This is a genomic window from Nonomuraea sp. NPDC050663, assembly GCF_044456985.1.
Taxonomy (GTDB): Bacteria; Actinomycetota; Actinomycetes; order Streptosporangiales; family Streptosporangiaceae; genus Nonomuraea.
The window spans coordinates 103,333-116,525 of record NZ_JBITGL010000003.1; the positions used below are offsets into that span (position 1 = coordinate 103,333).

The following is a 13,193-nucleotide window of genomic DNA, read 5'->3' on the forward strand; positions in this document are numbered from 1 at the left end:
CCGTGAACAATCTGCTCGACGTCAACGATCTCGAGATCGTCTTCAGCCGCCGCGGCCGCAAGGACGTGCGCGCGGTCGACAAGGTCAGCTTCTCGGTGGCGCCCGGCGAGACCGTCGGCCTGGTCGGCGAGTCCGGCTGCGGCAAGTCGGTCACCTCGCTGGCCATCATGGGCCTGCTCCCCAAGCGGGGCGTACGGCTCGGCGGCAGCATCGCCTTCGAGGGCACCGAACTGATCGGCCTGCCGCAGGACAAGCTGCGCCGCATGCGTGGCCGCGACCTGGCCATGGTCTTCCAGGACCCGATGACCTCGCTCAACCCGGTGATCCCCATCGGCGTGCAGGTGACCGAGGTCCTCGTACGGCACCGCGACATGGGCGCCGACGCGGCCCGCAAGGAGGCCGCGGAGCTGCTGGCCCGCGTCGGCATCCCCGACCCGGGCCGCCGGCTCAAGGAGTACCCCCACCAGCTGTCGGGCGGCATGCGCCAGCGCGCGCTGATCGCGATGGCGCTGGCGGCCAAGCCCCGGCTGCTCATCGCCGACGAGCCGACCACGGCGCTCGACGTGACCATCCAGGCGCAGATCCTGGAGCTGCTCAAGGAACTGGTCCGCGAGTCCGGCACCGCGCTCATCATGATCACGCACGACCTGGGCGTGGTCGCGGGCATGTGCGACACCGTGCACGTCATGTACTCCGGGCGCATCGTGGAGCGGGCGCAGCGGCACGAGCTGTTCGCCCACCCACGCCACCCGTACACCGGCGGCCTGCTGGCCTCCATCCCGCGCCTCGACCAGCCCAGGGGAGAGCGGCTGGAACCCATCCAGGGCTCGCCGCGCGACATGCTGGCGTGGACGCAGGGCTGCGCCTTCTCGCCACGCTGCCGCAACCGCGTCGACGAGTGCGTGGGCGAGGCCCCCGTGCTGGCGCCCGCCCGGCCGGACCACGAGGTGCGCTGCTACAACCCGCTCGGGGGATCAGATGACCGATGATGTTCTGATGTCCGTGCGCGGGCTCAAGGTTCACTTCCCGATCAGGAAGGGCGTGCTGGTCGACCGCGTGGTCGGTCACGTGCGCGCGGTCGACGGCGTCGACCTCGACATCCGCCGCGGCCAGACCTACGGCCTGGTCGGCGAGTCCGGCTGCGGCAAGTCGACGCTGGGCCGCGCCATGCTGCGCCTGGTCGAGCCGACCGACGGCACCATCACCTTCGACGGCGCCGACGTGCGCGCGCTGAAGCCGGAGCCGATGCGGCTGCTGCGCAAGCGGCTGCAGATGGTCTTCCAGGACCCGCTGGCCAGCCTCGACCCGCGCCAGAGCGTGGAATCGGTGCTGACCGAGCCGCTGCGCACGCACGGCTTCGCCGGCAAGCCGGCCGACCGGGTGCGGGAGCTGCTCGACGTGGTGGGCCTGCCCGCCAACGCGGCCGGCCGCTACCCGCACGAGTTCTCCGGTGGCCAGCGCCAGCGCATCGGCATCGCCCGCGCGATCGCGCTCAACCCCGACCTGATCATCGCCGACGAGCCCGTCTCGGCGCTGGACGTGTCGATCCAGGCGCAGATCGTCAACCTGCTGGAGGACCTGCAGGAGCAGCTCGGCCTCACCTACGTCGTGGTCGCCCACGACCTGGCGGTGGTGCGGCACGTCAGCGACACGATCGGGGTCATGTACCTCGGCTCGATCGTGGAGGAGTCGCCCTCCGACGACCTGTACGCCGAGCCGCTGCACCCGTACACGATCGCGCTGATGTCGGCGATCCCGATCCCCGACCCGGTGGTCGAGGAGCGGCGCGAGCGCATCCTGCTCACCGGCGACCTGCCCTCGCCGGCCAACATCCCGCCCGGCTGCCGCTTCCACACCCGCTGCCCCTTCCGGCAGACCACGCGGTGCGCGGACGAGGTGCCGGCGCTGCGCGAGATCAGGCCGGGGCGCAAGGTGGCCTGTCACTGGTCGGAGGAGATCGTGGCCGGCCGCATCCAGGCCGCCGCCAGCTCCCATGACCCGACCGCCACCGAGGTGGGCGTGCCGGTCTGACGAGCCCGTCCGGTACGGCGGAGCATGCCCCCCGGGTGCTCCGCCGTACCGGATGCGTCTCCTGGTTCCCCCTAGGGGCAGGACCCTTCTTTCGGAGGAGCGCCGATCCCCGGAGAAGGTGCCAGGATGGGAGGCAAAGCCGAGACGAAGGGCGGCCCCCATGCCTGTCGATCAGATTGCCTGGTTCCCGATCCTCGCCGGGGCGAGCGTGGTGGGCCTGGTGTTCACCTTCCTCACCTGGCGACGCCGGGGTGCCCTGGCGGCGGCCCGGGTGCTGGCCTGGTCGCTGCTGCCGATGGCCGCCTACCTGACGGGGGCGTTCAAGGCGTTGTGGACCGTGGGCTCGACGCTGGTGAGTTTTGTGGCTGGGCTGGTGCTCAACCCGCTGGTGTGGGCGGGTGTGGTCCTGGCCGGCATCTCGGTGGTGCTGTTCGTGGTCACCGGCGTGCTCAGGGGCAGGAAGCTGGCCAAGGCCGACCGCGTCGACGCGGGAGCGGAGCCGGCGGTCTCCGGCCGGGCGCGCAAGGCCGCCGTCCAGGCCGCGCCCAAGGCGGCCCAGCAGGCCAGGCAGAGCCAGCAGGCCCAGCCCGCGCAGAAGCCCGTCCCGCAGCCGGCGGCCGCGCAGGCCAAGAAGAAGCCCGCCGCAGACGACGACTTCTCCGACATCGAGGACATCCTCAAGCGCCGCGGAATCAATTGATGTCACGATTTCCGGACACAATCGGAACGGTCCCTCGATAAACCAGCCAAGATCAACACGAATGCGTTTCACGCTGATCACGGTTGAGCCACATAGCGCCTCAGGGGACTAGTCACCGCAATTGGCGCATTACATCCTCCTTCGTGGGACCGGCACCGCGGTCTCTCGCACGACCAGACGGCCTCGCATCAGAGGGACGTCTGGCAGGACACGCCGTCTGAGACCCAGGGGCTGCACAACCTCGTGAAGGCTGCGCAGTGCCCTTGGTCATGCGAGGGAGGATGCATGGCCGAACAAGGCTGCTTGAGGGCAGTCTTATGACGGCGCCGCTCGACGTCTCGGGGACGGCGGCGGAAGCCCAGCCCGAGGCCGTGCTCCAGGGCGTGGGCGCCAAGGCCATCCAGGGACGATCGCTGGGACAGATCGCCTGGACCCGCCTCAAGCGCGACAAGGTCGCCATCGCGGGAGCCGTGATCGTCGTCTTGCTCGTCCTGGTGGCCGCCCTGGCCGAACGGCCCTTCGGCGGCCTCATCGCCCTGTTCGGCGATGACCCCAACGTCCCCAACCAGGACGCGATCGACCCCCTCACCAGCGCCCCACTGGCGCCGTGGGGCGGGATGAGCTTCGAGCACCCGCTCGGCCTGGAGCCGGTCAACGGCCGCGACATCTTCGCGAGGATCCTGTCCGGCGCCCAGATCTCCCTGCTGGTGGCCTTCCTGGCCACCCTCCTGTCAGTGATCATCGGCACCCTCATGGGCGTGCTGGCCGGCTACTTCGGCGGCTGGACCGACACGATCATCAGCAGGCTCATGGATATGTTCCTGGCCTTCCCCCTGCTGCTGTTCGCGATCGCCATCGTCGGGGCCATGCCCGACCGGGCCTTCGGGCTCTCGGGCAACGGGCTGCGCATCGGTGTGATCGTCTTCATCATCGGCTTCTTCAGCTGGCCGTACATCGCCCGCATCGTGCGCGGCCAGACGCTGTCGCTGAAGGAGAGGGAGTTCGTCGACGCCGCCCGGTCGCTCGGCGCCACCAACGGACACATCATCTTCAAGGAGGTGCTGCCCAACCTGGTCGCGCCGATCCTCGTCTACTCCACCCTGCTCATCCCCACGAACATCCTGTTCGAGGCGGCGCTGTCGTTCCTCGGCGTCGGCGTGGCGGAACCCCAGGCGTCCTGGGGCGGCATGCTCACCCGCGCGGTCGACTACTACCAGAGCGCGCCCCACTTCATGATCATCCCAGGTCTGGCGATCTTCATCACCGTCATGGCCTTCAACCTGCTGGGCGACGGGCTGCGTGACGCCCTCGACCCAAGGAACCGATAGAAGGGATGTAGTTTTCAATGAGGAAGACCCGTTCCCTGGCGCTCACCGCGCTGGGCGCATCCTTAGCCCTGGCCTTGGCCGCCTGCGGCGGCACGGCGGGCGGCGGTCCCCAGCAGCAGCCGGCCGCGACAGGTAGCGGCCAGCAGCCGGCGGCCGCGGCCAAGCACAACGACGGCTACACCAAGGTCGTCAACGCCTCCGACAAGGCCGGCGGCACCCTGAAGTTCGCCCTCTCCGACGAGCCGGACTCGATGGACCCGGGCAACACCTACTACGCCTTCAACTGGAACTTCACCCGCCTGTACGCCAGGGCCCTGCTGACCTACGAGCCCGCGCCCGGCGACGCCGGCCTCAAGCTCGTCCCCGACCTGGCCGAAGGCCTGGGCGAGGCCAGCGCCGACGGCAAGACCTGGACCTACAAGCTCAAGAAGGGCATCAAGTACGAGGACGGCACCGAGGTCAAGGCCATCGACGTCAAGAACGCGATCGCCCGCAGCAACTTCACCGAGGAACTGACCGACGGACCCAAGTACTTCGCGGAGTACCTGGACGCCGGTGAGTACGCGGGCCCGTACAAGGACAAGGACCTGGCCAACTTCAAGGGCGTCGAGACGCCGGACGACTACACCATCGTCTTCAAGCTCAAGGCGCCCTTCTCCGAGTTCGACTTCCTCGTGGCCAACCCGCAGTCGGCCCCGGTGCCGCAGGCCAAGGACACCGGCCTCGACTACGAGAAGACCGTCCTGTCGACCGGCCCCTACAAGATCGAGACGCACGAGGTCGGCAAGCAGTTCAACCTCGTCAAGAACGACCAGTGGGACGCCTCCACCGACCCGACGCGCAAGCAGCTGCCCGACCGCATCGAGGTCCAGTTCAAGCAGGACGCCAACGACATCGACAACCGCCTGCTGGCCGGCCAGCTGCAGGTCGACCTCGGCGGCACCGGCGTGCAGCCCGCCGCCCGCGGCAAGATCGTCGCCGACGAGAAGCTGAAGGACTCCACGGACAACCCGTACACGCCCTTCAACCGGTACATGATGATCTCGACGCAGGTGAAGCCGTTCGACAACATCGAGTGCCGCAAGGCCATCCAGTACGCCGTCGACAAGGTCGCCACCCAGGCGCCGTGGGGCGGCCCGCTCGGCGGCGACATCGGCAGCACGCTGATGACCCCGACGACCGTCGGCTACCAGGCCTACAACCTCTTCGAGACGCCCGAGAACAAGGGCGACCAGGCCAAGGCCAAGGAGCACCTGACCGCCTGCGGCCAGGCCAACGGCTTCGAGACCAACATCGCCGTCCGCGGTGACCGCACCAAGGAAGTCCAGGTCGCCGAGGCCGTGCAGGCCGCGCTGGCCAAGGTCGGCATCAAGGCCACGATCAAGAAGTACCCGTCGGGCGACTGGAGCGCGCAGTACGCCGGCAAGCCCGAGTTCGTGCACGCCAACAACCTGGGCCTGATGATCGCCGGATGGGGCGCCGACTGGCCGTCCGGATTCGGCTTCCTCTCCCAGATCGTCGACGGCCGCTTCATCAAGGCCTCCGGCAACTACAACATGATGGAGCTCAACGACCAGGCGGTGAACGACCTGCTCGACAAGGGCATCCAGACCACCGACCCGGCCGAGCGCAACAAGATCTGGGCCGAGGTCGACAAGAAGGTCATGGAGTCCGCCGCGTTCGTGCCCTTCGTCTACGAGAAGACCCTCATCTACCGTCCGGCCAACCTGACCAACGTGTACGTGCACCCGGCCTACGGGATGTACGACTACACCTGGCTGGGACTGTCCCAGTAACCACTGAAGGCAGGTGAAGGCGCAGGCACCCGGGGCGCAGCCCGCCCCGGGTGCCGGGCCGAACGATCGTGCTCGGATTCCTCGTACGCCGCGGGGTCGCGGCCGTCCTGATGCTGGCCGTCGTCAGCTTCGTCACGTTCTCGATCTTCTTCCTGATCCCGCGCGCCATGGGCCAGACGCCCGAGGGCATGGCCACGCGCTACGTCGGCCGGGACGCCACCCCGGCGGCGATCCAGGCCGCGGTCAAGCGGCTGCACCTGGACGACCCGATCCTCGTGCAATACGGCCGGTTCGCCGCCGGCATCGTCGTCGGCGTCGACTACTCCCTCGGCCCCAGGAAGGCCGAGTGCCCCGCGCCGTGCTTCGGCTTCTCCTTCAACAACAACCAGCCCGTGTGGCCCACCCTGATGGACCGGCTGCCCGCCACGATCTCGCTGGCCGCCGGGGCCGCCGTCATCTGGCTGGTCGCCGGGGTCTCCATCGGCGTGATCTCGGCACTCAGACGCGGCTCGGCCGTCGACCGCGGGGCGATGACCGTCGCGCTGGCCGGGGTGTCGCTGCCGATCTACTTCACCGGCCTCGTCGCGCTGGCGGTCTTCGCCTACGCGCTGGGCATCTTCCCCGGCGGCGGCAGCTACTACCCGATCACGCAGGACCCGCGCCAGTGGTTCCAGGCGCTCGTGCTGCCCTGGATCTCCCTCGCCTTCCTCTACGCCGCCCTGTATGCGCGGCTGACGCGCGCGGGCATGCTGGAGACCATGGGCGAGGACTACATCCGTACGGCACGCGCCAAGGGCCTGCCCGAGCGCACCGTCGTCACCAAGCACGCCCTGCGCGCCACCCTGACGCCCATCCTCACCATCTTCGGCCTGGACCTCGGCCTGCTGCTCGGCGGCGCCGTCCTGACCGAGAGCACCTTCTCCATCCCCGGCATCGGCAAGCTGGTCATCGACGCCATCCGCGGCAACGACCTGCCCGTCGTGCTCGGCGTGACGCTGTTCGCGGCCCTGTTCATCGTGCTGGCCAACCTCATCGTGGACGTGCTGTACGCCGTGGTGGACCCGAGAGTGAGAGTGACGTGAGCCCCTTCCTCGAGGTGAAGGACCTGCGCATCCACTTCAAGACCGACGACGGCCTGGTCAGGGCCGTCGACGGCCTGTCGTTCGAGCTGGAGCGCGGCAAGACCCTGGGCATCGTCGGCGAGTCGGGCTCCGGCAAGAGCGTCACCAGCCTGGGCATCCTCGGCCTGCACAACCGGGCGCAGATCTCCGGCGAGATCTGGCTGCACGGCGAGGAACTCGTCGGCGCCGGCCCCGACCACGTGCGCGGATTACGCGGCAAACGCATGGCGATGATCTTCCAGGACCCGCTGTCGTCGATGCACCCGTACTACACGGTCGGCGCGCAGATCATCGAGGCCTACCGCATCCACAACAAGGTCACCAAGGCCGTCGCCCGCAAACACGCCGTCGACATGCTCGGCCGCGTCGGCATCCCGCAGCCCGACCGGCGCGTCGACAGCTACCCGCACGAGTTCTCCGGCGGCATGCGCCAGCGCGCCATGATCGCCATGGCGCTGTCGTGCGACCCCGAACTGCTCATCGCCGACGAGCCCACCACCGCGCTCGACGTCACCGTCCAGGCGCAGATCCTCGACCTCATGCGCGACCTGCAGCGCGAGTTCGACTCCGCGCTCATCGTCATCACCCACGACCTGGGCGTGGTGGCCGAGCTGTCCGACGACATCCTCGTCATGTACGCGGGCAAGTGCGTGGAGTACGGCACGGCCGACGACATCTTCTACCGCCCTGAACACCCCTACACCTGGGGGCTGCTCGGCTCCATGCCCCGGCTGGACCGCGAGCCGAGCGAGCGGCTGCTGCCCATCAAGGGCACCCCGCCCTCGCTCATCAACGTCCCGCCCGGCTGCGCCTTCCACCCACGCTGCCCGCACGCCGAGCTGACCGCGGGAAAGGCCCGCGCCGAGGTGCCCGACCTGCTGGCCAGCCAGCCCGGCCACCTCGTGCGCTGCCACCTGGCGCCCACCGAGCGGCGCCGCCTGTGGGACGCCGAGATCAAGCCCCACCTGGAGACCCAGTGACAGAGCCGTTGTTGTCGGTGCGGGACCTGACCAAGCACTTCCCCGTCACCAAGGGCCTGCTCAGACGGCAGGTCGGCGCCGTCAAGGCCGTCGACGGCGTCTCCTTCGACGTGCGCAAGGGCGAGACGCTCGGCCTGGTCGGCGAATCGGGATGCGGCAAGACCACGACAGGACGCCTGATCACCCGCCTGCTGGAGCCCACCGCCGGCCGGATCGTCTTCGAGGACGTCGACATCACCCACGTGAAGCAGAGCCGCATGCGCCCCCTCCGGCGCGACATGCAGATGATCTTCCAGGACCCGTACTCCTCGCTCAACCCGCGCCACACCGTGGGCACCATCGTCGGCGCGCCCTTCCGCATCCAGAACGTCAAGACCGAGGCCGGCATCAAGAAGGCCGTCCAGGACCTGCTCGAACTGGTCGGGCTCAACCCCGAGCACTACAACCGCTACCCGCACGAGTTCTCCGGCGGCCAGCGCCAGCGCATCGGCATCGCCAGGACGCTCGCACTGAAGCCCAAGCTGATCATCGCCGACGAGCCCGTGTCGGCGCTCGACGTCTCCATCCAGGCCCAGGTCGTCAACCTCCTGGAGGACCTGCAGGGCGAGCTCGACCTGACCTACGTGGTCATCGCACACGACCTGTCGGTGGTGCGGCACATCAGCGACCGGGTCGCCGTCATGTACCTCGGCAAGATCGTCGAACTGGCCGAACGCAAGGCGCTCTACGACTCGCCCATGCACCCGTACACCAACGCGCTGCTCTCGGCGGTGCCCGTGCCCGACCCGCGCAGGCGCACCGAGCGCGACCGCATCCGGCTGACCGGCGACGTGCCCTCGCCGATCAACCCGCCGCCCGCGTGCCGCTTCCACACCCGCTGCTGGAAGGCGCAGGACATCTGCAAGACCCAGGAACCGCCCCTGGAGGCGCTGGCGAGCGGCCACCTGGTGGCCTGCCACTTCCCCGAGAACGCCCCGGAAAGGACCACAGGGCAGGCCGCGGACGAGGCGACGCGCTCCACCGGGGAGCCGGCCACGACCTAGCCCCTACGGCAGCGCCCCCGGCGTGATCAGCCCGGTCTCGTAGGCCAGCACCACCGCCTGCACCCGGTCGCGCAGCCCCAGCTTCGTCAGCACGTTGCCGACGTGCGTCTTGACCGTCGTCTCGCTGACCACCAGCTTGGCGGCGATCTCGGCGTTGGACATGCCGCGCGCGATGAGCTTGAGCACCTCGAGCTCACGCTCGGTCAGCCGGTCGAGCCGCGCGGGCGTGGCCTGCTCGTAGGCGGGCGGCAGCTTGGCCGCGAACCGGTCGAGCAGCCGCCGCGTCACGCTCGGCGCCACGATCGCGTCGCCGTCGGCCACCACGCGGATCGCGGTGACCAGCTCGTCGGGCGGCACGTCCTTCAGCAGGAACCCCGAGGCGCCCGCCCGCAACGCCTCCACGATGTACTCGTCGAGGTCGAACGTCGTCAGCACCAGCACCTTCGGCACATGCGCGCCCGCAGCCCCGTCGCGCACGATGCGGCGGGTGGCCTCGATGCCGTCGATGCCCGGCATGCGGATGTCCATCAGCACCACGTCGGGCAGCAACGCCCGCGTCTGCTCCAGCGCGTCCTTGCCGTCACCGGCCTGGCCGACCACCGTGATGTCGGGCTCGGCCTCCAGGATCAGGCGGAATCCCGTGCGCAGCAGCGGCTGGTCGTCCACCAGCAGCACCCTGATCGTCACTGACCCTCCACCGTCACAACGGGAACCTGGCCTGGATCTCGAAACCGCCGCCCTGCCGCGGTCCGGCCCTCAGGATTCCACCATAGAGCGCCACCCGTTCGCGAATCCCGACCAGGCCGTGCCCGCCACGCCCCTCGCCGTCCGGCTCCGGCCCCCGGCCGTCGTCGCAGACCTCCACGTCGAGCTCGCCCGGCCGGTGCCGTACGGTCACCACGGCCTGCGCCGCCGAGCCCGCGTGCCGCAGGCTGTTCGTCAGCCCCTCCTGGACCAGCCGGTAGGCGGCCAGATCGACACCGGCCGGCAGCGCGGCCGGCTCGCCCTCCACCACCAGGCTCGTCGGCAGCCCCGCCTCGCGCATCTGCTCCACCAGCTGCGGCAGCAGCCCCATCCCCGGCTGCGGGCCGCGCTCGGCCGGGCCGCGCAGCACCTCGACCAGGTGGCGCATCTCACGCATCGCCACCCTGCCGGTGCTCTCGATCGCCGACAACGCCTCGCGCGCCTGCTCGGGATCCTCCGTCAGCACCCGCCGCGCGGCGGCCGCCTGCACCGTCATCACGCTCACGTGGTGGGCCACCACGTCGTGCAGCTCGCGGGCGATGCGCGAACGCTCCTCGGCCCTGGCGGCGCGTGTGTCGGCCTCGCGGGCCCGCTCCAGCCTGGCCGCCCGGTCCTTCAGCTCCTCGAGATAGGCGCGGCGCAGCCGCAGCGTGCGGCCCAGCCCCCACGCGCCGCCCAGCAGGACCAGGCCCACCAGATAGTCGGCCCAGCCCATCACCGGGGTGAACATCGCCGCGATCGCCGACACGTTCGACGCCAGCGCCAGCAGCAGCCCGAGCAGCGCCACCGCCAGCCCCCGGTAGGCGGCCACGGAGTACAGCAGCACGAGCGGGGCCAGCCCCGACAGCCCGTAGCCCAGGCCCGCCGCCAGCAGCTCGGGCACCAGCCCCAGGCACAACGCCGTCAGCGGCCAGCGCCGCCGTACGGCCACCGGAGCACACGACAGGACCACCAGCGCGGCGCCCACCACGTCGGGCGGGCGGAAGGCCACGACCGGCCCGGCCGCGGACACATCGGCCATCATCTCGGCCGGGCGGGTCAGATACAGCGCCAGCGAGGCCACCGCGAGGCAGGCGGCCAGCACCGAGTCGAAGAGCGGAGCCCGGCGGTTGTGCACGCTTCCACTGTAGGCCCGGCCCTCGGCCGCACTCCTCCTACCTGGGGAGGAGCTCTCCAGGGGGAGCGGGACCCTACAACTCGTCGGTGGCCGACCGCCGGGTGCTGCGCCACCGGTCGCCCGGCTTGCGGTCGGGCACCGGCGGGGGAGTGCCGCCGAACTCCGGGCACAACGCTTGGTGGTCGCACCAGTCGCACAACCGCGACGGCCGCGCCCGCCACTCGCCCGACTCCAGCGCCCGCTCGATCGCCACCCACAACGCCTGCACCTTGCGCTCGGTCGCGCGCAGATCGGCCTCGTCGGGGGAGTAGCGCAACACCTCGCCCCTGCCGCCCAGATAGACCAGTTGCAGCAGCCTCGGCACCTCGCCGCGCAGCCGCCACAGCACCAGCGCGTAGAACTTCATCTGGAACAACGCCTTGGCCTCGAAATCGGGCCCGGGGGCGCTGCCGGTCTTGTAGTCGACCACCCGCACCTCGCCGGTGGGCGCCACGTCGAGCCGGTCGACGTAGCCGCGCAACATCAGGCCGCTGTCGAGCACCGCCTCCACGTACAGCTCACGCTCGGCCGGCTCCAGCCGCGTCGGATCCTCCAGCGTGAAATATCGCTCCAGCATGCCGCGCGCCTGCTGCAGCCACGTCGCCTGCTCCTCCGGAGAGGCGAACATCTCGCCGAAGGCCGGCTCCTCGGCCAGCAACCTGGTCCACTGCGGCTCCAGCAACTCCAGCGCCGCCCGCACCGAACGCGCGGGAGCGGGCAGGTCGTAGAGCCGCTCGAGCACCGCGTGGACCAGCGTGCCCCGCACGGCCGCCTGCGACGGCTTCTCCGGCAGCTGGTCGATGACGCGGAACCGGTAGAGCAGGGGGCAGGTCATGAAGTCACCCGCCCGCGAGGGGGAGAGCGCTCCGATGATCACGGGCTCCGTCAACGTCATGCCCCGAACTGTAGGTGAAACGGCCGACAGAATGGCGCATCACCGAGCCCGTGACAAGAGGATCAGCCTCCGGGAACGCGTAGCATCAAGGGCGACAGGCACGGCACGACCTTCGAGGAGTGGTGACAGCCGGTGAGCGAGCAGGACCCGCCGCAGGAGTTCTCCGGCATCCGCATGGGCAGGCCCTTCGGCATCCCCGTGTACGTCTCGTGGACGTGGTTCATCGTGGCGGCGGTCATCACGTGGATGTACGCCGAGGCGGTCCGCACCCAACTGCCCGGCATCGACACCGTCGTCTCGTACGTGGTCGCCTTCGTCTTCGCCGTCCTGCTCTACGTCTCGGTCCTGCTGCACGAGCTGGCCCACAGCGTGGCGGCCAAGATGTACGGCCTGCGCGTGCGCCGCATCACCCTCTACCTCCTCGGCGGCGTGTCCGAGATCGAGAGCGAGCCCAAGTCGCCCGGCCGCGAGTTCGTCATCGCCGCCGTCGGCCCGCTGCTGTCGCTCGGCTTGGCCGGCCTCGGCCTGGGCCTCGACTGGCTGCTGTTCAACGAGGGCGGCATCGCCGAGGTCCTGGTGCGCATGCTGTGGTTCGCCAACCTCATCGTCGGCGTGTTCAACCTGCTGCCGGGCCTGCCGCTCGACGGCGGCCGCATGCTGCGCGCCGGCGTCTGGAAGGCCAGCGGCGACGCCGGCACCGCCACCGTCGTGGCCGCCTGGGTCGGCCGCGGCCTGGCCGTCCTGCTGGTCCTGGGGCCCTTCCTGCTGTCGGTGATGAGCGGCCAGCCGCTCGACGAGCGCAACATGATCTGGTCCTTCATCCTGGGCGCCTTCATCTGGATGGGCGCCAGCCAGTCGCTGCGCGTGGCCAAGGTCCGCGCCCGCATCCCGCAGGTCGACGCCCGCGCGCTGGCCAGGCGGGCGGTGCCCGTCACCCCCGACGTGCCGCTGTCCGAGGCGCTGCGCAAGGCCGCCGAGCAGGGAGCCGGCGCCGTCGTCGTCACCGACTACGAGGGACGCCCCACCGCGATCGTGCACGAGGCCTCCGTCCAGGCCACCCCCGAGCACCGGCGCCCCTGGCTCACGGCCGGCTCCGTGGCGCGCACGCTGGAGCCCGAAATGGTGCTCCCCGCCGACCTGACGGGCGAGGCGCTCATCGACGCCATGCGCCGCACGCCCGCCGCCGAGTATCTGCTGGTCGAACGGGGCGGAGAGATCTACGGCGTGCTGGCCACCAGCGACGTCAACCGGGTCTTCAGTGGCGTGTGATGCGGGGGTTGATCGCCCACTTTCGGGCGATTGACCGTTGCGGATAGGGTTATCGGCGTCCAGCGGATTCACCGAATCGAGACCGACGGTGCGTGACAGGGCGAGTCACGTCTGGGTATGCGTTAGGCCA

General features: G+C 70.0%; 12 protein-coding genes. 9 read left to right on the forward strand and 3 right to left on the reverse strand.

Translation table 11 applies throughout. The features are described from left to right. Positions 1-2 precede the first annotated feature (2 nt). From ACIBH1_RS09580 to ACIBH1_RS09615, 8 genes are all read left to right on the forward strand, one after another. Complete coding sequence (locus tag ACIBH1_RS09580) at positions 3-989, forward strand: ABC transporter ATP-binding protein (RefSeq protein ID WP_397313215.1); 987 nt, start codon at positions 3-5, stop codon at positions 987-989. Then, positions 979-2,031, forward strand: a complete 1,053-nt coding sequence (locus ACIBH1_RS09585) for an ABC transporter ATP-binding protein (protein ID WP_397313216.1) — start codon at positions 979-981, stop codon at positions 2,029-2,031. The genes ACIBH1_RS09580 and ACIBH1_RS09585 overlap by 11 nt, the downstream gene beginning before the upstream one ends. Before the next feature lie 160 nt (positions 2,032-2,191). After that, a complete protein-coding gene (locus ACIBH1_RS09590) occupies positions 2,192-2,731 on the forward strand; it encodes a cellulose synthase (RefSeq protein ID WP_397313217.1) in 540 nt (179 codons plus the stop codon). 317 nt (positions 2,732-3,048) lie between these two features. Next, positions 3,049-4,059, forward strand: coding sequence for an ABC transporter permease (locus ACIBH1_RS09595; protein ID WP_397313218.1), 1,011 nt, complete (start codon positions 3,049-3,051; stop codon positions 4,057-4,059). 17 nt (positions 4,060-4,076) lie between these two features. Beyond that, positions 4,077-5,855, forward strand: a complete 1,779-nt coding sequence (locus ACIBH1_RS09600; protein ID WP_397313219.1) for an ABC transporter substrate-binding protein — start codon at positions 4,077-4,079, stop codon at positions 5,853-5,855. Between the two features lie 68 nt (positions 5,856-5,923). After that, positions 5,924-6,937 (forward strand): ABC transporter permease, encoded by a 1,014-nt coding sequence (locus ACIBH1_RS09605; protein WP_397313921.1) that lies wholly within the window; start codon positions 5,924-5,926, stop codon positions 6,935-6,937. Next, positions 6,934-7,956, forward strand: a complete 1,023-nt coding sequence (locus ACIBH1_RS09610; RefSeq protein WP_397313220.1) for an ABC transporter ATP-binding protein — start codon at positions 6,934-6,936, stop codon at positions 7,954-7,956. The genes ACIBH1_RS09605 and ACIBH1_RS09610 overlap by 4 nt, the downstream gene beginning before the upstream one ends. Further along, entirely contained in the window at positions 7,953-8,999 is a 1,047-nt protein-coding gene (locus ACIBH1_RS09615) for an ABC transporter ATP-binding protein (RefSeq protein ID WP_397313221.1), read from the forward strand. The genes ACIBH1_RS09610 and ACIBH1_RS09615 overlap by 4 nt, the downstream gene beginning before the upstream one ends. 3 nt (positions 9,000-9,002) lie before the next feature. Here the strand turns inward: ACIBH1_RS09615 and ACIBH1_RS09620 are convergent, their stop codons facing one another. The 3 genes from ACIBH1_RS09620 to ACIBH1_RS09630 form a co-directional block, all read right to left on the reverse strand. Beyond that, positions 9,003-9,686, reverse strand: coding sequence for a response regulator (locus ACIBH1_RS09620; RefSeq protein WP_397313222.1), 684 nt, complete (start codon positions 9,684-9,686; stop codon positions 9,003-9,005). Between the two features lie 13 nt (positions 9,687-9,699). Next, the gene (locus ACIBH1_RS09625) at positions 9,700-10,860 is read right to left on the reverse strand and encodes a sensor histidine kinase (protein WP_397313223.1); all 1,161 of its coding nucleotides are present in this window, start codon (positions 10,858-10,860) and stop codon (positions 9,700-9,702) included. A 73-nt stretch (positions 10,861-10,933) separates the two neighbouring features. Next, positions 10,934-11,794 (reverse strand): RecB family exonuclease, encoded by an 861-nt coding sequence (locus ACIBH1_RS09630; protein ID WP_397313224.1) that lies wholly within the window; start codon positions 11,792-11,794, stop codon positions 10,934-10,936. 132 nt (positions 11,795-11,926) lie between these two features. On the opposite strand from ACIBH1_RS09630, the gene ACIBH1_RS09635 reads away from it, so the two are divergent. Next, positions 11,927-13,063 (forward strand): site-2 protease family protein, encoded by a 1,137-nt coding sequence (locus ACIBH1_RS09635; protein WP_397313225.1) that lies wholly within the window; start codon positions 11,927-11,929, stop codon positions 13,061-13,063. The last annotated feature ends 130 nt before the right edge of the window (positions 13,064-13,193 follow it).

Excerpts from the sequence above, each read along its gene's own strand:
- ACIBH1_RS09585 (WP_397313216.1), top strand. The coding sequence starts at position 979 with ATGACCGATGATGTTCTGATGTCCGTGCGCGGGCTCAAGGTTCACTTC.
- ACIBH1_RS09590 (WP_397313217.1), top strand. The coding sequence starts at position 2,192 with ATGCCTGTCGATCAGATTGCCTGGTTCCCGATCCTCGCCGGGGCGAGC.
- ACIBH1_RS09595 (WP_397313218.1), top strand. The coding sequence starts at position 3,049 with ATGACGGCGCCGCTCGACGTCTCGGGGACGGCGGCGGAAGCCCAGCCC.
- ACIBH1_RS09600 (WP_397313219.1), top strand. The coding sequence starts at position 4,077 with ATGAGGAAGACCCGTTCCCTGGCGCTCACCGCGCTGGGCGCATCCTTA.
- ACIBH1_RS09630 (WP_397313224.1), bottom strand. The coding sequence starts at position 11,794 with ATGACGTTGACGGAGCCCGTGATCATCGGAGCGCTCTCCCCCTCGCGG.